Origin of the sequence: Pseudarthrobacter sp. GA104, from assembly GCF_009741265.1 — a bacterium.
Lineage (GTDB): Bacteria > Actinomycetota > Actinomycetes > Actinomycetales > Micrococcaceae > Arthrobacter.
The window spans coordinates 4,113,867-4,133,756 of record NZ_WOWL01000001.1; the positions used below are offsets into that span (position 1 = coordinate 4,113,867).

A 19,890-nucleotide genomic window follows, 5' to 3' on the forward strand; every position below is an offset into this window, starting at 1 on the left:
TCGGCCCTTCCCACGGCCGCCGCCAGTAGGGAATGTGGTGGATATGAAAGCAGAAACAGTGTCCAAGCCCGTCATTGTGGGTGTCGACGGGTCAGAATTCTCATCGGCAGCCCTGAGGTACGCGGGCACCCTCGCGGCCCGCCTTGGCGCCCGGCTGGAGGTCATCACCTGCATCGGCATGCCGGACTACCTGGTGCTGCCCCACCTTGAAGGCGCCGACCGCCAATTTACCGCGAGGCTTGAGGACGCGGCCCGCCGGTTGGTGGACGAAGCCCTGGGGAGGGCATTCTCCGGCGACCGGCCCGAAGATGTCGGGGTAACGGTGAAGTTCGGGCCGCCGGGCAAGGTCCTCGTGGAGGAAAGCCGGCGGGCACAGCTTCTGGTAGTCGGGCGGCACGGTGAGGGAGGGTTCCTCGGAACCAGCATGGGCTCCGTCAGCAAGGCGTGCGCCGCACGGTCCGTGTGCCCGGTGCTCCTGGTGGGCCAGGAGGCGGACGTCGTGTGATGACCGCGGCTGGCCTGACCTCGGTCCAGGCCGCGGATCTCCTGAAGCAGGCAGGCCCCAACCTCCTTCCGGCCGAGAAACCGGTGCCCCAGTGGCGGAAACTCTGGGGGGAGCTGACGCACTTCTTCGCCCTCATGCTGTGGTGCGCGGCGGGCCTTGCCTTCCTCGCGGACATGCCGCAACTGGGCGTGGCGATTATCGTCGTCGTCCTTGTCAACGGCGTCTTTGCCCACATCCAGCAGGAACGCGCCCAGCACGCGGCGGCGAAACTGCGGGGACTGCTGCCCGCTGACGTACTGGTGCGGCGGGACGGGCGCGTCCGGAAAGTCCATGCCAGTGAACTGGTGATCAACGACGTCGTGCTGCTGGCCGCCGGAGACCGCATCCCCGCCGACGTCGTGCTGGTCACCGCTGCGTCCTGCACCGTGGACGAATCCATGCTGACCGGGGAGAGCGAACCGGTGCCGAAAGCCGGCGGCGATCCTGCCTGGGGCGGGACGTTCCTGGTCAACGGCAACGCGGAGGCCGCCGTTTCGGCCACGGGCGCCAGGACCCGGCTGGCCGGGATCGCGCTCCTGACCAGCGGAGCCGTTTCCCCACCCACTCCGCTGTCCTTGGAACTGCGCCGGATCGTCCGCGTGGTGGCATCCGTTGCCCTGGCAATTGCCGCCGTCTTTTTCCTGGTGTCCCTGCTGGTGGGCATCCAGTGGCGGGATTCCTTCCTCTTCGCCATCGGCGTCGCCGTTGCCCTTGTTCCCGAGGGCCTGCTGCCCACGGTGACGCTGTCGCTCGCGATGGGCGCCCAGCGCATGGCTGCCCGCAATGCGCTGGTCCGCAACCTTGAGGCGGTGGAGACCCTTGGGTCCACCACGTTCATCTGTACGGACAAGACGGGCACACTGACCCAGAACAGGATGAACGCCGTCGAGGTCTTCACCTCCCAAGGAGAGGTACACATTGCCGGTGACGGGTACAACCCGGAAGGGACAGTCCTGGGGGAGGGAAAGGACAAAGCCGCCGAAACTGCGCTCGCGGCCCTTGCCGCCTCACAAGGCCGCGCCGAACTGCACGAAGGACAGTGGCGGGCCTCCGGCGACCCAATGGAAGCGGCCATCGACGTGCTGGCACGGCGGCTGACAGGGGCAGCAGGCGACGGCAGGGTGCCTTCGCGCAGGCTCCCCTTCGATCCCGTACGACGGCGGGAATCGGCGATCGTTGGACAGGACCTGTTCTGCAAGGGCGCCCCGGAGGCGGTTCTTCCGCTCTGCGGCGCCGTGCCCGAACCGGTCGGGGAACAAGTCCATCTGATGGCCTCCCGGGGGCTGCGTGTCATCGCCGTGGCGCGGCGGAAGCTGGAGGGCGCGCCGGCGCTCTGGGAGTCCCGCCCCGCCGAGGACATCGAACGCGGCCTCGAGCTGCTGGGCCTGATCGGGCTTCATGATCCGCCCCGGCCGGACGTGGGCGAGGTCATCCGGACCGCCCGTAATGCCGGTCTCAAACTCGCCATGATCACCGGTGACCATCCGGGTACTGCTGCGGCCATCGCGCGTGAGATCGGGTTGATGGGGGTTCCCGAACGGGTGCTGGAAGGCACGGAGCTCCCGGACGACGAGCAGTTGCTCGGCGCGCTCCTGGACCGCGACGGAGTGGTGGTGAGCAGGGTTTCCCCGGAGCAGAAGCTGCGGGTTGCCAGGGCGCTGCAGTCCCGGGGACACGTGGTGGCCATGACCGGAGACGGTGTAAACGACGGCCCGGCCCTGCGCGAAGCGGACATCGGGGTGGCCATGGGCTTAAGCGGCACCGATGTCGCACGCGAAGCGGCCGACCTGGTCCTCCTCGATGACCACTTCGGAACCATCGTGGCCGCCATCGAACAGGGCAGGGCCACCTACGCCAACATCCACAGGTTCCTTACCTACCACCTCACGGACAACGTGGCGGAGCTGACCCCGTTTGTTATCTGGGCGCTCTCCGGCGGGCAGTTTCCGCTGGCCCTCGGCGTCCTGCAGATCCTTGCCCTGGACATCGGAACCGACCTGCTGCCGGCTCTGGCCCTGGGCGCTGAGCAGCCGGGCAAACGCGTGCTTGCGCGGCCCCCGGAACGGCGGCACCTGATGGACCGGAAGCTGATGGTGCGCGTCTTCTGCGTGCTTGGCCCCGTGGAGGCCGTCATCGAAATGGCCGCATTTTCCGCGGTGCTCTTCGGCGGTGGCTGGGACCGCGGCGAGACGCCGGAGCCCGGGCTGCTGATGGCCGCCTCAGGTGCCGCTTTCACAGCGGTGGTGCTGGGTCAGCTGGCCAACGCCTTCGCCTGCCGGAGTGCAACCGTTCCGCCCTGGCGGCTGGGCTGGGGCACGAACAGGCTCCTGGCATGGGCGATCCTGGCTGAGCTGGGTGTGCTCGCGGCTTGCCTGTTTATTCCCCAGCTCGCCGCCGTCCTGGGGCAGGCCCCCCGGCGCCTGCCGGACTCCTCGTGGCATTGTCGGCAGTGCCGGCCGTCCTGGCTGCGGACTGGGCCTACAAGCGCATCAGGGGCCGCTCCAACCACGCATGACCGGCAGCCGCCCCTGGTGCGGGGCCCGGCAAGGGGCGCGTTCCGGGGGCGGGCCGTGCTCGGGACCAAAGACTCTGCCCGGCGTCTTCCGCCACGGCCCAGAATCAAGGCATGACTGCACCCGCAACCCCCCGTGCCGATGTCCATGTCATGTGGATCGCTGACACCGGGATAGGGGACATCGCGTCCGTGGGGGGAAAGAACGCCTCCCTGGGCGAGTTGAGCCGGTCCCTGCGTTCGGCCGGCGTGAGGGTCCCGGAAGGGTTCGCCACCACCGCTGCTGCCTACCGCGCTTTCCTGGAAGCCAACGCCCTGGAGCCGCGCATCCGGGCCTACCTCGGGGAGTACCGCGCGGGGCGGGCCACCCTGCGCCAGGCCGGGGCGGCCATCAGGGAACTGTTTCTGTCAGCCACTTTTCCGGAAAGCACCGGGCAGGCAATCGAGGAACACTACCGCCTCCTTTGCCGCCGCGCCGGCCAGCCCGAGGTTGCGGTTGCGGTCCGCAGCAGTGCCACAGCGGAGGACCTGCCGGACGCCAGTTTCGCGGGCCAGCAGGAGACGTTCCTCAATGTGGCGGGGGAGCGCGCCGTCCTCGAAGCCTGCCGGAACTGCTACGCCTCGCTGTTCACGGACCGCGCCATCAGCTACCGGGAAATGAAGGGCTACGACCACCTGGAGGTGGCGTTGTCCGTGGGTGTCCAGCGCATGGTCCGCTCGGACGTCGGCGCTTCGGGGGTCATGTTCTCCATCGACACGGAGTCCGGGTTCCCGCAGGCCGTGCTTATCAGCGCCGCCTGGGGCCTCGGCGAGACGGTAGTGCAGGGCACCATCAACCCGGACAAATACCAGGTGTTCAAACCGCTGCTCGCCGATGACCGCTTCAGCCCCGTGATTGACAGGGAACGCGGCGCAAAGGAACGCAAGATGGTCTACAGCCTCGGGGGAAACGCGAGGACCCGGATGGTGGAAACGAGCCAACGGGAGCAGGAGATCCTGGTGCTGAACGACCAGGAAGTTGTCCTGCTGGCGCGTTGGGCCGCTGCCGTGGAGGCACACTACGGCAGGCCCATGGACATGGAATGGGCCAAAGACGGCGTAACGGGCGAACTGTTCATGGTGCAGGCCAGGCCGGAGACGGTCCAGGCCCGGCGCAGCAGCTCCACGTTCCGCACCTACCACCTGCGTGAGCCGGGGCGCGTGCTGGCATCAGGGGCGGCGATCGGTGATGCCATAGCCAACGGGCCGGCCTGCGTCATCCGGGATGCGAAGGACATCGAATCGTTCGTGGACGGCTCGGTGCTGGTGACCCGGATGACAGATCCGGACTGGGTGCCGGTGATGCAGCGTGCAGCGGGCATCGTCACGGACCACGGCGGGCCTACCAGCCACGCGGCGATCGTGAGCCGGGAACTGGGCGTACCCGCCGTCGTCGGAACACGCAACGCAACCGAAGCCCTGCCTGACGGTGACCCCATCACCCTGTCCTGCGCGGAAGGCGAAGAAGGCCGGGTGTACGAAGGACTCCTGGAGTACACCGTGGAGGAAGTGGACATGGAGGCTCTTCCCGCCACCGGCACCGACATCATGGTCAACATCGGCAGTCCTGCCGCAGCCTTCAAATGGTGGCGCCTGCCGGCGGCTGGAGTGGGGCTGGCCCGGATGGAATTCATCATCAACAACCTCATCCGCATCCATCCGATGGCCCTGGTGCACCCCGAGCGGGTGGCAGACCCTGAGGAAGCAGCGCTCATCCGCAAACTCACCAGCGGCTACCGGGACCCCCAGGAGTACTTCGTCGACGTGCTGGCCACCGGGATCGCCAAGATCGCGGCGCCGTTCCACCCCAAGCCCGTGATCGTCCGGCTCAGCGACTTCAAGACCAACGAGTACAGCCACCTGATCGGCGGCGGCTATTTTGAACACGCGGAAGAAAACCCCATGCTGGGTTTCCGGGGTGCCTCGCGCTATTACAGCGAGCACTACCGCGAGGGCTTTGCCCTGGAATGCAGGGCCCTTAAGCGCGTCCGCGAGGAAGTGGGTTTCGCCAACGTCATTGTCATGGTTCCCTTCTGCCGGACCTTGCGCGAGGCTGACCTGGTCATAGAGGCCATGGCCGGGCACGGCCTGGTACGGGGCAGCGCCGGGCTGCAGCTCTACATGATGTGCGAGATACCCTCCAACGTGGTGCTGGCGGAACAGTTCGCCCAGCGCTTCGACGGCTTTTCCATTGGCTCCAACGACCTCACCCAGCTGGTCCTGGGCGTGGACCGCGACTCTGAGCAGCTGGCCGGGCTGTTCGACGAAAGGGACCCCGCCGTCAGTTCGATGATTGCCCAGGCCATCGAGAAAGCACACGCGGCCGGCATCAAGATCGGAATCTGCGGGCAGGGCCCGAGCAACCACCCGGACCTTGCCGAGTTCCTGATCAGCAAGGGCATTGATTCCATCTCGCTGAACCCGGACACGTTCCTGAAGGCCCTGCCCGCCATCGCCGCAGCCGAGCAGCGGCTGGGCAGACAGGCCTAACGGCACTGTCACGGGCGGACGGCCTGCTGGTATCCCTGTCATATGACCGCGTCGCCCACTGCTGCTGCCGCCAAGCCGCCCTTTGACGCCGTTATCTTCGACCTGGACGGGGTGGTCACCAACACGGCGCTGGTGCATCAGGCCGCCTGGAAAGAGGCCTTCGAACAGATCCTGCAGGATCCCCGGATACCCGCCACCGCGGACCGGTCCCCCCTCACCAAAGCCGACTACCGCAACTACATTGACGGCCTTCCCCGGGAAGAAGGCGTGCTGAAGTTCCTTGCCTCCAGGGGAGTGAAAGTCGACCGGGGATCTGACCGGGATGAGCCGGGCACCTGGACGGCTTTTGGGCTGGGCGCCCTTAAGAACCGACTGTTCCTCGAGCACCTGAGGGAGGACGGCGTCCAGAGCTATCCGGGGACAATGCAGCTGCTGCAAAGACTTTCCGACGCCGGTGTTCCCACCGGTGTGGTCACGTCCAGCCGCAATGCCTCCTCCGTCCTGGACGCGGCCGGCATTCCGGGCTATTTCAACGTCATCCTGGACGGGACCGCCGCAGCAAACCTGGGACTCCGCGGGAAGCCCGCCCCTGACGTCTTCCTGGCCGCCGCGTTCCGCCTGGGGGTATCGCCGTCCCACGCGGTGGTCATTGAGGACTCGGTCGCGGGGGTACTGGCGGCGCACCGGGGCGGATTCGGGCTGGTGGTGGGAATCGACCGCAACGGCAGCCGGCGGGAACTCGAAGCCGCCGGGGCGCGCTCTGTCCTCAACGACGTTGGCGAACTGGACCTGGGCCTCGTTGTGGGTGATCCCTGGCAACTGATCTATGAGGGCTTCGACGCCGGCCACGAGGGGCACCGCGAAGCGCTTACCACCCTTGGCAATGGCTACTTTGGCGTGCGGGGAGCGGCGCCGGAGGGCGGAAGCTTCCGGTACCCGGGCATGTACCTCGCGGGCGTCTACAACCGGGTGGCCTCCGAGGCGGCCGGCGAAGTGCTCGTGGAAGAGCACATGGTCAATGCCCCTGACTGCCTTCCGGTCGACCTTCGGCTGTCGCCCGGACAGTGGTGGTCGACGGGTGGAATGACAGTCCTCCGCGAGCGCCGCACCCTGGATCTCCAGCGCGCCGTCCTGGAGCGGCGGCTGCTGCTGGAAGCCGCTGACAAGCGGCGCCTGGAAGTTGTCCAGACGCGTTTCGCGTCCATGGCCGAGCCCCACCTCCTTGCCCTGGACATGAAAGTCACCCCGCTGGGCTGGAACGGTGTTGTGGAAGTCCGCAGCGGCGTCAACGCCGGTGTCAGGAATATGAACACTCCCGGCAAGGGGTCCGTTCCCGGGATCCACCTGGTGGACCGGACCAAGGCCGGAAGCGGCGTCGAGCAATCCAATCCGGAAGACATTTCGGTCGTCGAAGCTGAAACGACGCAAAGCCTGGTCCGGATTGCTGCCGCGTTCCGTACGCTGGTATCCGGGGCGGCGGGCGGCGGACATCCCGGCAGGAAGGGTGCCTTTCACTTCCGGACGTTCGAGGTTCCGCTCGTCGACGGGGCACCGTCCAGGATCAGCAAGGCCGTGGCCGTAGTGACCTCCCGTGACCGCGCGATTTCCTCCCCGGCGTCGGCTGCGCGGGCCGTACTGGAGCGGTGCGGTGACGATTTCGAAGCCCTCCTGTCTGCCCACCAGGAGGCCTGGCGGCGTGAACTGGACCCGTTCCGGGTGGATATCGACGCGCCCGTCCAGGTGCGCCTGGTCCTCAACCTGCACATCTTCCACGTGCTGCAGACCCTGACCCGCCATACGGCCGAGCTGGATGCGGGAGTCACTGCCCGCGGTCTCCATGGCGAGGGTTACCGGGGCCACGTCTTCTGGGACGAGCTGTTTGTGCTGCCCCTCCTGACGTCGAGGACGCCCGATCTTGCCCGGTCCCTCATCGACTACCGCTGGCGGAGGCTTCCCGCGGCCCGCCACGCGGCCTCCGTCCTGGGGTTCTCCGGTGCGAAGTTTCCGTGGCAGAGCGGCAGTGACGGGACGGAGGAGACGCCCAAATGGCTCTATAACGACAGGTCCGGGCGGTGGGTCAAAGACAATTCGCACATGCAGTTGCACGCTGGCCTGGCCGTGGCCTTCAACGCCTGGCAGTACTACCAGGCCACCAATGACAAAGCCTGGCTCCTCCGGCGGGGCGCTGAACTGGTCATCGACGTTGCCCGGTTCTTCTCGTCCCGGGCGGAGCGCAGCCAGGACACCGGCCGTTACCACCTCCGCGGCGTCGTGGGGCCGGATGAGTACCACACGGGATATCCGGGCAGCGCCGATCCGGGACTTGATGACAACGCCTACACCAACGTGATGGCTGCCTGGGCATGCCTCCGGGCCGCTGAGCTTGTCTCCATTGTGCAGGGCAACGAATTGGGCGGGCTGATGGACCGCCTCGGCATTACGGATGAGGAAGTTGCCGGCTGGGAGCAGGTGGGCAAGGCATTTTTCGTTCCCTTCCACTCCGACGGCATCATCGGCCAGTTCGCCGGTTACGAAGAGCTGGAGGAACTCGATTGGGAACGCTACCGGGAGGCCTATGACAGCATCGAGCGGCTGGACCTGATCCTGGAGGCTGAGGGGGACGGTACCAACCGCTACAAACTCGCCAAGCAGGCCGATGTCCTGATGCTGCCCTACCTGCTGGGCCAGGAAGGGCTCATCAGCCTTCTTTCCGAACTCGGATACGCCTGCACCGCGGACCAGCTGAACCGGACCATTGAGTATTACCTCGCCCGGACTGCCCATGGATCCACGCTGAGCCGGGTGGCGCATGCATCCGTGCTGGCCGCGGTGGACGCGGACCGCGCATGGGACAGTTTCCGGGAAGCCCTCGACGCCGACCTCGACGACACGCAGCATGGCACAACCCGGGCCGGAATCCATTTGGGCGCCATGGCCGGGACCATCGACGTCATCCAACGCAGTTTCGCCGGGCTGCGGCTCAGCGGCGACACCATTGTGTTCGCGCCCAACCTGCCCACCGGGCTGCGGGCTGTGGCCTTTGAAGTCCGCTACCGAGGACATCACCTCAAGATTGAACTTAAGGACGGGCGCCTGCACATTGCCTCCGCACCAGGAGACGCGGCCCCCATCACGCTGCATGTGAACGGGAGGGACACAGCCCTCCCGGCCGGGCTGGCCAGGAGTTTCCGCCTGCCGGCGAAGGCGCAGGGATCGGCCGCATCATGAAGCAACTCGGAATCCTGACCAGCGGCGGTGACTGCCCGGGGGTGAACGCCGTGATCCGGGGAGCCGTGCTGGGGGGCGATGTTGCCCACGGATTCGGATTCCTGGGCTTCCGCGATGGCTGGCGGGGAGTCCTGGAGCAGGACGTTGTTCCCTTGCCCCGGTCCAGTGTCCGGGGACTTTCCCGGCTTGGCGGAACCATCCTGGGAACCTCCCGCACCAATCCGCTCAAGGACGGCGGCACTGACGCGGTAAGGGAAAGCCTCCGGCGCAACGGCCTGGACGGCCTTATCGCCATTGGCGGTGAAGGAACGCTGGCGGCGGCAAAAGCCCTGTCCGACCAGGGCATCAACGTGGTGGGTGTACCCAAAACGATCGATAACGATCTCGGTGCAACCGACTACACCTTCGGTTTCGATTCAGCAGTGCAAACGGCAACGGAAGCCATCGACAGGCTGCGGACCACCGGGGAATCCCACCACCGGTGCATGATCGCGGAGGTCATGGGCCGCAACGCCGGCTGGATTGCGCTCCACGCGGGAATGGCATCAGGCGCCCACGCCATCCTGCTTCCCGAGCATCCCGTGTCCTTGGAGCAGGTCTCGGCCTGGGTCATGTCGGCACGGGACCGCGGAAGAGCACCCCTGGTGGTGGTGGCGGAGGCGTTTGCGCTGGAGGGACAGGAAGCACCCTATGCGCCCCGGGGCCTTGATACTTTCGGGCGGCCCCGGCTTGGCGGCATCGGCCGCCTGCTGGAACAGCAGTTGCAGGAGCTGACCGGCATTGAAACGCGGGCCACCGTCCTGGGCCATATCCAGCGGGGCGGTGAACCGACGGCCTACGACCGCGTGCTTGCCACGAGGCTCGGGATGGCCGCCGTGGAAGCGGCAGCGAACGGGAGTTGGGGGACCATGGTGTCCCTGCGGGGAACCGACGTTGTCACCGTGGGCCTGGAGCTCGCCCTTGGAACTTTGAAGGTGGTACCCGAGGAGCGGTACCGGGAGGCAGCAGTCCTGTTCGGCTGACCGGAGTGGTGCCTGGCCCCGGCAGTACCAGGCACCAGCCGTCAACCCCTGCTAATCGGGATTTTCGAGGCCGCCGGTCCCTGGCCCTGGTCCGGCAGGGGAGCACGGACTTCCAGGACGCCGTCCTTGTAGGACGCGGTGACGTCGCCCTGCTGGACGCCGCTGGGCAGCGGGAGCCGCCGGACAAAGGAACCGTAACGGAATTCGGACCGGTAACTGTCCTTGTCCTTGTGTTCCTTCTTTTCCTGCCGCTCGGCCTTGATGGACAGCACGCCGTCGGTCACTGTCACGTCAACGTCCTTGTCCGGGTCGATGCCGGGCAGCTCCGCCCGCACCACCAAGGTGTTGCCGTCCACCATCTCCTCTACCCGGATGGCGGCCGTCCCCGTCTCGCCTTCGAACAGTCTTTCGATCAGGTCCATGGGGGAGCGGCGCGACTCGAACCACTTCATCAGCTCAGTCATTATTGCCTCCTGCTCATACTGGTCCGGGACAGCTGGTTGCCCGGCACTACCACCATCCGCTTTACGCGGTGAAGGTTCCAGAGTCCAAGGTCCCACCCTGGCCTGCAGGTGTTTCCGGGCGAACCCGGAGCACGGCGGAACCGGTGATCCTGTCCCCGGCGAGATCGTCCAGCGCGGTAGCGGCTGCATCAAACGGGTAGACGGTGGTGGCCGGTGCCAGCGGAATTTCGGCTGCGAGCGCCAGGAACTCCAGTCCGTCCGCCCGCGTGTTGGCGGTAACGCTGCACACTTGACGCTCGTAGAACAGATGGTCATGGTAGTTCAGGGCAGGTATGTCGCTGAGGTAGATGCCCGCAATCGCCAGCGTTCCGCCACGATCGAGGGCCCGGAGCGCCACCGGCACGAGGTCCCCCACAGGAGCAAAGAGGATGGCGGAATCTAGCGGCACAGGTGGATCGTCGTAGGCGCCGCCGACGTACTCTGCGCCGAGATCCCGGGCAAGGGCACGGGCCTTCGCCGAGCGGGTCATGACGTAGACGGACGCCCCCTGGTGCATCGCCAGCTGCGCGGTCAGGTGGGCGGAACTGCCGAAACCGTAGATGCCAAGGCGGCCCCCGGCCGGCACGCGGGCCCGCTTCAGCGCGCGGTAGCCGATGATGCCCGAGCACAGCAGGGGTGCTGCCTCTTCATCGGTGAACACCTCAGGGATAGGGTAGGCAAAGTCCTGGGCGACAGTGAGCTGCTGGGCGTAGCCGCCGTCCTTGTCCCACCCGGTGAAGACGGGTGCCGTGCACAGGTTTTCGTCCCCGCGGCGGCAGTAGGCGCAGGTACCGCAGACCCCGCCAAGCCAGGCGATGCCTACCCTGTCACCCGGTGCGAACGGGGAATTGCCCGGCCCGGTCCCGGCTACCACGCCCACTGCCTCGTGCCCTGGCACAACACGGGGACGGCGGGGCGGGAGGTCCCCTTCGGCGAGATGCAGGTCCGTGCGGCAGACACCGCACACGCTCACGTCAACCAGGAGTTCGTTGGCCCCGGGCCTGGGGTTTTCGCGGATCCCCATGGTCAGGGGACGGGTAGAGACGGGGCCGGGGCGGCCCACCCACCAAGCGAGCACCGATTCCTCCTCGTGCCATCCGGCTTATCACTGTGGCACGGCCGGCGCAGCCCGGCCAGAGCCGAAAGTCATTTTCCGCCAGCCATTCCTTGGCCGCCGGTCAGGCGCCGTTGAAAACGGCCGATTCCTTCGATAGCCAGGCTTCCTGCCACGGCCACTATGACGGAGGCCGCCAGCAGGTCCGGGGGCGGCCAGTCGAGCCTGAAGAAATCCTTGACCGGAGGGACGGTGAACAAGAGGACCAGGCCGCCGTACATGCCGGCCAAAATGAGGGTTTTGATCCAGTTCAACGGCCGGGATGCCATCACCAGGATCCATGCCGCGATCAGGGCGAGGCTGATGATGGTGGCAGACTGGACCGCCCCGGCGCCGTGCTGGCCGCCCAGCCGCGCGTAGGCGGCGACCGCCAGCACGCACAGTGCGGCGCACATACCGGCCGGTACCGAGAAGACCAGGGAGCGTTTCAGGAAACCAGGTGCATAGCGCTGTGCACTGGGCTGGAGGGCCAGGAAGAATGCGGGCAGGCCGATGGTCAGTCCGTCCAGTACGGAAAGCTGGCGCGGAAGGAACGGGAAGGGCAGCAGCAGCAGGGCGAAAGCCAACGAGGTCAGCGTTATGTACACGGTCTTGCTGAGGAACACCATGGAGACCCGCTCGATGTTGCTGATGGCGCGGCGGCCCTCCGCCACGACCGCGGGCAACCTGTCGAAGCGCCCGTCCAAAAGGACAAGCCGTGCCACGGCCTTGGTGGCCGGTGATGCCGTGTCCATGGCGATGCCCAGGTCCGCATCCTTCAGCGCAAGCACATCATTGACGCCGTCTCCGGTCATTGCCACCGTGTGCCCGCGCCGCTTCAGGGCCTGGACCATGTCCCGCTTCTGGGCAGGGGTGACGCTGCCGAACACGTGGTGGTCCTCCATGGTCTTTTCCAGCAGGACGGGGTCGGCGGGCAGGTTTCGCGCGTCATAGGCCGCACCCTGTCCAAACCCCACTTCGCGCGCCAGGACGGCAACGGTGCGCGGATCGTCCCCGGAGATGATCTTCACGGCGACCCCCTGCTGCCGGAAGTATGCGAGGGTCTTGTGTGCGTCCTTCCGGATGTCCTCACGGAAGGTCAACAGCACCACCGGAACAAGTTCGGGGGGCAGCCGGCCGCTTTCGCCCCATTCGGGCACGGAACCGGGCAGGGAGCCCGGCATGTGGGCGAGTGCCAGGGTCCGCAGCCCGGTGGAGGCCAGTGCCGCGGCGAGCCGGTGGGCCCCGGCACGCCGGGAGGATCCCGCAAGGACAGCGTCAGGAGCTCCCAACACCCAGGTTCCGGGAGCCCCGGACCCGGGCGGGAACGTCACTGCGCTCCATTTCCGGGCGGAAGTGAACGGCACGGACGCGGCTGCCGGCAGGAGGTCGCCCGCCGGAAAAGCGGCGCCGATGGACTTGGTCGTCGTGCTGGCTTCCTCGTTTGCGCCGAACCACTCCAGGGCCCTCCGCCACCCCTCCGCCGGCGGTGTGCCGGCGTCGTGCACGTCGTCGAATTTGATGGAACCGGAGGACAGGGTGCCCGTCTTGTCCAGGCACAGGACGTCGACCCTCGCCAGGACCTCAACGGCCGCCAGCTCCTGCACCAGGACCATGTGGCCGGCAAGCCGGACCCCGCCCACGGCAAACGCAACGCTGGTGAGCAGGACCAGGCCGAGCGGAATCATGGAGATGATGCTGGCCACCAGGCCCAAGGTCCCGGGTATCCAGCGCCCGGAACTGAGGGCGTCCTCCCAGCCGCCGGCATTCTGGATCTGGGCGTTGGCCACGAGTGCTGCGGTGGGCAGGAGCAGCCACGTAATGACGCGGAGGACTTTGTCCAGGCCCGAGCGGATCTCGGACGTGACCAGGGAGAACCGCTTGGCCTCAGCCGTAAGTTTGTAGGCGAACGTGTCCGGTCCTGCCCGGAACACCGCTGCCCGGCCACTGCCCGCCATGATCAGCGACCCGGACAGGAGCACCGCTCCGGGAGCCTTGGACACGGGTTCGGATTCTCCGGTCAGGAAGGACTCGTCCACCTCCACGTACCCTCCGTCCAGGAGGCGCAGGTCCGCGCTGACCTGTTCCCCGGCGCTGAGCAGGACGATGTCGTCCTGAACCAGGGCGTCCGCAGGGATCCGTTGGGGCCTGCCGTCCCGCACAACCTTGCTCTCCGCCGCGTGGAGAATGGCTAACCGGTCAAGGGATTTCTTCGCGCGGTATTCCTGGACGATTCCGATCAGTGAGTTACCAAGGGCCGAAAAGCCAAAGAGCGCGTCCCGCCACTGGTCCAGCACCAACAGCAGGATGAAGCACCCCGCCACGATGCCGTTGAAAAGGGTCAGGACATTCGCCCGGACGATTTCCCAGAGGCTGCGGCTTGTTGTTCCCGGGACGCGGTTGATGCGTCCGGCACTGGTGCGTTCCAGGACATCAGCCGAGGTGAGGCCATCGTGCCACCGCCGGCCCCCGGGCATGCTTGAGGACGGGTGGTGTTCGAGGCTTTCCCCGGCTTCATACATCACGCCGTCAGCAGGTTCCGTCCGTCATTACTCATGCCGGGTCTTCTTCAGCCGTGTGATCACAGTGGGGCAGGGTGGCTGGGTGAGGACGCCGTGCGCCGTCGATCCGAGGAGCAGCCTTCCAAAGCCGCCCCTGCCCCGGCTGCCCAGAACCAGCATCCGTGCGTTGGCAGCTGCCTGGACCAGGGCGTCGGCAGGTTCCAGGACGGTTTCGAGGACTCCGTGCACCACGAGGCCGGGGTAGTCCTGGCGGAGCCCCGCCACGGTCTCTGACAGGACGATCTGTTCCTCTTGCATCACGTGCTCCGCGAAACTGCTGGACGGCAGCCCTGCCTTGATCCAGCGGTTGGGGCCGGTGAAGGCGTAGATGACGGTAAGTTCTTCGCCCAGTGCGTCAGCCTCGGATGCCGCGAAGGCCACGGCTTGGGTGGACTCCCTTGATCCGTCCACGCCCACCACGACGCCTTGCCCGCCGCCGTGGCCTGCGCCGATGACCGCCACCGGACATTCTGCGTGGGCAGCCGCCTGGAGCGCCCGGTCCGTCAGTGCAGCGCGAGAGTGGCCGCTGCTGCCCAGGACCAGCATGGATGCTTTCGTTGAATAGTCGCCAAGGGATCCCCCGACGCTTCCTTCCAGCAGTTCGGTTGTTACCTGAAGGTCAGGTTCTGCTGCGCGGACGCGTTCCCCGGCCTCCTTCAGCATGCCGAGCGCGGAGTTCCGCAGGGCGTCGATATAGGGGAGCGCATCGAGCGCCTCGCCTGCCATCCAGCGGTCATCCAGGACATGAAGGATGGCCAGCGGCAGCCTGAGCCGGCGGGCACGGGCGGCCGCCCACAGCAGGGCGGCGTTCGAGGGGGAGGAGTCGATGATGCCGACGGCGATGGGCTTGCTTGCGTCCATGGGTTTACCTTCCTTGGTTCTCTCAGTGCGGCGGTGAAGATGTGCCTCAGGCCCTGTCGCCCGGCTCCTGCGGGGCCCACCACCGGGTAGGCGGGGCGATCACGAATCGCCGCCCGGTGATCTCCTCGGGTGTAACGCGGATAAGGCTGTTCTTTGGTCCCGCCTGCCAGGGCGAGAGCCCCGCGTCGGCGGCGTCCTGGAATTCCTCGGCGTCGGTAACGACCACAGCGTGGCCCTTCACCACGACGCTCCAGGCGATGGTGCCGTACTGGTTCAGGCCGTCGGCCTCCAGCGCCACCACCCTGCGTTCCGCCACTGCATCCAATTTCGTGCCTTCTCCCGTCCGGATCAGCAGTGTTCCGTTGCTGGGCACGTAGTTCACCGGGAAGATTTCCACCGTGTTGCCACGGGTGAAGGCCATTCGGCAAAGGGAGGTGGACCGAAGGTATCTCCAGCAATCATGTACGCCCAGGCTTTCGGCTTCCGGTTCTGTCGCAGCTGTATCCATGGCCGTAGCCTAAGGCGGGGAATCCCACCCGGCTAGGGAAGAAGGTCCCGCAGCATTTCGTGGCAGTCTGCGGGCATTGCTAAGCGTTTCAATTAGGGCATTTCAGGCCTTGACTTTTTCTTCTAAACTGGCCCCAAGGTATGCCTTCGTGCTCAGGCAAAGGTGACCTTTCCGGGGGAGCAAACCGGCCCGGACGATTGAAGTGCTGCTGGGCCCGCAGCGTCGCGGGTAACTGTCACAGGAGGTCGGACGTGAGTACTGAGCCGTGGCGCTCTCCTATGAAGGAAAGGGCAGAAGACCTCCTGCGGGATTTTGTTGCCCGTGCGGACGAATTGCTGCAGACCCAGGAACGGATGAACGGCCTCCTGGCTTCCGTGGTGGCCCTGGCCGAGGATCTGAGCCTGGAAGCCGTGCTGGACCGACTGGTGCGGTCGGCCTGCGAACTTGTCGGCGCCAGGTACGGTGCGCTGGGGGTCATTGCCGAGGACCGCAGCCTTAGCCATTTCATCACTGTGGGAATTAACGACGACGCGATCGGGTCCATCGGGGACCTGCCGACAGGGCATGGCGTCCTGGGACTGTTGATCCGCGAGCCGCGGCCCCTGCGGCTGCACGACCTCGGCCAGCACCCCATAGCGTCCGGTTTTCCCAGGAACCACCCGCCAATGAAGACTTTCCTTGGCGTACCCGTGCGCGTGAGGGACGAAGTGTTCGGGAATCTTTACTTGACGGAAAAGGACGGCGGCCAGGACTTCACGCCGGAGGATGAGGACCTCGCCGTCGCTTTGGCTGCTGCTGCCGGTGTGGCCATCCAGAATGCCCGCCTTTTCGAAGACAGCAAGCGGCGCCAGAAATGGTTGGAGGCGGGCATGGAGCTGAGCAGCCGGCTGATCATGACCCCGCACCCCGAAACTGAGGACAACCTCGATCTCGTTGCCGAAACCGCATTGAGGGTGTCGGATTCAGCGCTGGCCGTGATTGCCGTTCCCGCTGGTGCCGGCGCCCTAAGATGCAGGGCATCCCTGGGGGTGCAGGGCCTGCAGGCGGGGCAGGAAATTACCGGGTCGGACGAGGTCTCCCGGGTCATTGAAACAGGGGAGTCGCTTGTGGCGCGGGACCCCCGCCTGGTATTTGATGACGAGGTCGTTGAAAAGCTGGGTTCGGTCCTGGTGTGCCCCCTGGGCCACAGCAACAGTGAAAATGGCGTGCTGCTGCTTGCGCGTCCGGTGGGCGCGGCTGCCTATAACCAGGCCGAAATTGAGTCCAGTTCGCTTTTCGGCAGCAGGATCGGGCTGGCACTTGACCTGGCCCGCGTCCATGCCTTGCGCGAACAGAACCTGCTGTTCACCGACCGGGAGCGGATTGCCCGTGACCTGCACGATCTCGTTATCCAGAGGCTGTTTGCTTCCGGGTTGAGCATCCAGAGCCTCCGCCGCTACACCCTGGATCCTGTCGCCCATGAGCGGATCGCGGTCGTCACGTCCGAGCTCGACGACACCATCAGGAAGTTGAGGGACACGATCTACTCCCTCCGCACGGGCGAGCAAGAGCGTGAACCGCTCACGGGCCGCATCCTGAAGGTGGTGCAGGAGACATCCCGGAGCTATGCCGTGGCACCGAAAGTCGCCTTCGCCGGGCCCGTGGACGATGCTGTCAGGGAGAATATCGCCGGCCACCTGCTGTCCGTCCTCTCGGAAGGACTGAGCAATGCGGCCAGGCACTCGGGCGCCGAGGAAATCCGCGTCACCGTTTCCGTCACCCAAAAACAGGTTGAACTGGTGCTCACGGACGACGGCTGCGGTTTTGGCGAGCCTGCCAAGGCCAGCGGCCTCGCGAACATGCGGCACCGCGCAGAGCTGCTGGGCGGCACCTGCATTATTAAAAGCGCCCCGGGGGAAGGCACCCGGATAACCTGGTCCGTCCACCGCCAATGATCTGCGCCGAAAACGACTGAATGTTGTACACCGCCGTGCACAGGGTTACTGGGCGTCCTGTGCATTCCGGGTGACATAGACGGCTGCCTGGGTCCGCCTTTCGAACCCCAATTTCGCCAGGATGGAAGAAACGTAGTTCTTCACGGTTTTCTCCGCCAGGAAAAGTTCCTCACCGATCTGGCGGTTCGTCAGTCCTTGCCCGATCAGCGCCAGTACCTTCTTCTCCTGCGCACTGAGCGCGTCCAACCGCGGGTCTGTGGGGGCTTTGGAAAGGCCGGCGATAATCCGCTCCTTGACTCCGGGCTCGAACAGCGATTCGCCCATGGCGGCCTTGCGGATGCCCTGAAGCAGGTCGTCACTCCTGATCTGCTTGAGGATGTACCCGGACGCGCCTGCCAGGACAGCCCCGCGGATGGCCTGCTCGTCGTCGTAGCTGGTCAGGATCAGGCAGTGCAGGCGGGGGTCGAACGAGCGCACGTCCCTGCAGACCTCGATGCCGGTGCCGTCGGGAAGCCGACCGTCCAGGATCGCAATATCCGGCTGCAATGCCGGGATGCGCCGGGTGGCTTCCGCCGCCGATCCGCTTTCGCCGACCACCACAAACCCCTCACCCTCCAACAGGTCCTTCAGTCCCTGCCTGACGAGTTCATGGTCGTCGAGGATAAAAACGCGCAGGGGCCCGCGGAGACCTGCAGTCCCTTCCGGACCTGACTCATGCATTTGCACCCAACCGCTCCCATTTTCATAAGGACCAAAACTCACTGCTGTGTGAGGCAGCCCTGCCAAGGGCCTAGGACTATTCTTCCTTGCCCACAGATCGGCAGGAAGGGACCAAAGTCTGGAGTCGTGATCATACAACGCACCCTGTGGCCGCGACTGTGCCGGGCCGGCCGGTCCTGCTGCCGGCCGGCATCCCCCTGTGACTTTAGGCCCTATCCCGCAGGCCCGCACCTTCTCCAGTCTTGGAACAGGCCAAAGAGAATGGAGCCCGCATCATGGATGCCCCCGAACGGCACCCCAAAATAATTGTGGGCGTGGACGGTTCCGACGCCTCTGTTTCCGCCCTCCGGACGGCCGCAACCCTGGCCGGGCCGCTCGAAGCAACGGTGGAGGCTTGGGCATGCTGGGATGTTCCGGCCGGCTTCGGGCTCTACCTGGTAGTGGGTGTTGAAGGTTTTCAGTACGCTGCGGAGCAGTCGCTGGAGCAGGCGCTCACGGCTGCGTTCGGCCCGGAGCGGCCGTCATATGTCCATACCCGGCTGATGCGTGGAAAACCCGGCGAGCTCCTGGTTGAGGGGAGCCGCAGCGCCTCGCTCCTCATCGTTGGGCGGCGGGGGCACAGCGGCTTTGTGCCGGGCTCGGTCAGTTCTGCGTGCGTCAGCCACGCCCATTGCCCTGTCCTGGTAGTCCATGCCCCGGACGAAGAACGCGCCCGCGCGAGAGGAGCCGACGGCGGAAAATAGGGACGCCGGGCTGGTCACCGCTGGTGCGCGCCGCCGTCGTGCGTTTCCGCGTGGTGCCCGCTGCCTTCCCCGGTCAATTCGTGGAGTCCCTTGACCGCTGCGGCAAGGGAAAGCTCAGGGGAGCCGGCAACGAAGGGCATCAGGAGGCGGTTTTCCTTCTCCAGGTGCATGGCAAACATCCGCTGGATGGCAGCGCCGGCAACTGCCGCGGACAGTCCCTTGGACGTGCGAAGTTCCTCCACCAGGTCCACGATGACGCGGTGCTCGGCCAGCATTCCCTCCACCAGGAGCCGCCCCTCCGGGGTGTTGCGGGGTCCACTGTACAGGGGCCCCTCTTCTGCCAGGGCGTGGGGAATAAGCTCGTTGTCGCACCAGTCCAACAGCGTTGCATGTGCTGTTCGTTCGGCTTCCGTGTCGCCTGCCTCAACCGCTTCCATCAGCAGGGCCACCAGCCCCTTGAGCTGCCCGAGCATCTTCGCGTGATGCTGTTCGACGGCCTGGAGCGCCTGGGTCTCGGCGGCGGCGTCCTTGGGGTGGTTCATGGTTCTCTCCCTAACTTATATGCCGGCTGTTGGCTGCGGACTGCTGGTAACGGACCGACGCTTGCCTGCCATTAACTATGGGCAGCAGGCGCAGGCCGCAGGCAGAGCCATTGGTCCCGGTCAGGGTGTCAGTCGTTTTTCAGTTTCTCGGCGAGCATCAGGAGGATTCCGCTGGGACCGCGGAGGTACGTGAGTTTGTAGGCATCGCCGTAGGTCGCCACGCCGCGGAGCGGATGGCATCCGTGCCTCGCAGCTGTTTCGAGGGCTTTGTCGATGTCGTCGACCGAGAAGGCCACACGGTGCATGCCGATGTCGTTTGGACGGGTCGGATCCGACTCGATCGCTTCGGGGTGGATGTATTCGAAGAGCTCAAGTTGACCCCGGCCGTCCGGGGTCTGGAGCAGCGCAATCCTGGCATGGTTGCCATCAAGCCCCACGGCAGTGTCGGCCCACCCGCCGCTGACAGTGTCACGGCCGACGAGTATCAGCCCGAGGTCGGTGAAAAAGGCGATGGCCGCTTCGAGGTCGCGAACCGCGATACCGACGTTCTCAAGTTTGATGGCCATGCATTGAAGCTACCAAGGCGGACA

At 66.0% G+C, this 19,890-nt stretch carries 14 protein-coding genes and 1 pseudogene; 7 read left to right on the forward strand and 8 right to left on the reverse strand.

Going from position 1 to position 19,890, the window contains the following annotated elements; all coding sequences use genetic code 11:
* Positions 1–43: 43 nt before the first annotated feature.
* The 5 genes and pseudogenes from GK109_RS18855 (at position 44) to GK109_RS18875 (ending at position 9,835) form a co-directional block, all read left to right on the forward strand.
* Positions 44–505, forward strand: a complete 462-nt coding sequence (locus GK109_RS18855) for a universal stress protein (protein WP_157242014.1) — start codon at positions 44–46, stop codon at positions 503–505.
* Positions 505–3,059 (forward strand): annotated as a pseudogene (locus tag GK109_RS18860) (cation-translocating P-type ATPase). Before GK109_RS18855 ends, GK109_RS18860 begins: the two are co-directional and overlap by 1 nt.
* Positions 3,060–3,170: 111 nt before the next feature.
* Complete coding sequence (ppsA, locus tag GK109_RS18865) at positions 3,171–5,585, forward strand: phosphoenolpyruvate synthase (RefSeq protein WP_157242015.1); 2,415 nt, start codon at positions 3,171–3,173, stop codon at positions 5,583–5,585.
* Positions 5,586–5,627: 42 nt separating this feature from the next.
* Complete coding sequence (locus tag GK109_RS18870) at positions 5,628–8,813, forward strand: HAD-IA family hydrolase (RefSeq protein WP_157242016.1); 3,186 nt, start codon at positions 5,628–5,630, stop codon at positions 8,811–8,813.
* Positions 8,810–9,835 (forward strand): 6-phosphofructokinase, encoded by a 1,026-nt coding sequence (locus tag GK109_RS18875; protein ID WP_157242017.1) that lies wholly within the window; start codon positions 8,810–8,812, stop codon positions 9,833–9,835. The genes GK109_RS18870 and GK109_RS18875 overlap by 4 nt, the downstream gene beginning before the upstream one ends.
* A 41-nt stretch (positions 9,836–9,876) precedes the next feature.
* Here GK109_RS18875 and GK109_RS18880 read toward each other — a convergent pair whose 3' ends face one another.
* The 5 genes from GK109_RS18880 to GK109_RS18900 all read right to left on the reverse strand — a co-directional run bounded on the left by GK109_RS18880 (position 9,877) and on the right by GK109_RS18900 (position 15,361).
* Positions 9,877–10,299 carry an Hsp20/alpha crystallin family protein gene (locus GK109_RS18880; RefSeq protein ID WP_157242018.1) on the reverse strand — a complete coding sequence of 141 codons (423 nt, stop codon included), beginning with the start codon at positions 10,297–10,299 and terminating at the stop codon, positions 9,877–9,879.
* A 61-nt stretch (positions 10,300–10,360) separates the two neighbouring features.
* The gene (locus GK109_RS18885; RefSeq protein WP_370460700.1) at positions 10,361–11,416 is read right to left on the reverse strand and encodes a zinc-dependent alcohol dehydrogenase family protein; all 1,056 of its coding nucleotides are present in this window, start codon (positions 11,414–11,416) and stop codon (positions 10,361–10,363) included.
* A gap of 68 nt (positions 11,417–11,484) precedes the next feature.
* A complete protein-coding gene (locus GK109_RS18890; protein ID WP_157243142.1) occupies positions 11,485–13,953 on the reverse strand; it encodes an HAD-IC family P-type ATPase in 2,469 nt (822 codons plus the stop codon).
* A 27-nt stretch (positions 13,954–13,980) separates the two neighbouring features.
* Positions 13,981–14,853 (reverse strand): universal stress protein, encoded by an 873-nt coding sequence (locus GK109_RS18895; protein WP_157242019.1) that lies wholly within the window; start codon positions 14,851–14,853, stop codon positions 13,981–13,983.
* A gap of 46 nt (positions 14,854–14,899) precedes the next feature.
* A complete protein-coding gene (locus GK109_RS18900) occupies positions 14,900–15,361 on the reverse strand; it encodes a pyridoxamine 5'-phosphate oxidase family protein (protein ID WP_157242020.1) in 462 nt (153 codons plus the stop codon).
* Positions 15,362–15,639: 278 nt separating this feature from the next.
* Between GK109_RS18900 and GK109_RS18905 the strand changes: the two genes are divergently transcribed.
* Positions 15,640–17,295 carry a GAF domain-containing sensor histidine kinase gene (locus GK109_RS18905; RefSeq protein WP_157243143.1) on the forward strand — a complete coding sequence of 552 codons (1,656 nt, stop codon included), beginning with the start codon at positions 15,640–15,642 and terminating at the stop codon, positions 17,293–17,295.
* Between the two features lie 45 nt (positions 17,296–17,340).
* On the opposite strand, the gene GK109_RS18910 is transcribed toward GK109_RS18905, so the two are convergent.
* Positions 17,341–18,015, reverse strand: coding sequence for a response regulator transcription factor (locus GK109_RS18910; RefSeq protein ID WP_157242021.1), 675 nt, complete (start codon positions 18,013–18,015; stop codon positions 17,341–17,343).
* A 275-nt stretch (positions 18,016–18,290) separates the two neighbouring features.
* Between GK109_RS18910 and GK109_RS18915 the strand changes: the two genes are divergently transcribed.
* Entirely contained in the window at positions 18,291–18,758 is a 468-nt protein-coding gene (locus GK109_RS18915) for a universal stress protein (protein WP_157242022.1), read from the forward strand.
* 14 nt (positions 18,759–18,772) lie between these two features.
* Here the strand turns inward: GK109_RS18915 and GK109_RS18920 are convergent, their stop codons facing one another.
* Entirely contained in the window at positions 18,773–19,300 is a 528-nt protein-coding gene (locus GK109_RS18920; protein ID WP_157242023.1) for a hemerythrin domain-containing protein, read from the reverse strand.
* Between the two features lie 128 nt (positions 19,301–19,428).
* On the reverse strand, positions 19,429–19,866 hold the full coding sequence (locus GK109_RS18925) for a VOC family protein (protein ID WP_157242024.1): 438 nt from the start codon (positions 19,864–19,866) through the stop codon (positions 19,429–19,431).
* Positions 19,867–19,890: the final 24 nt, after the last annotated feature.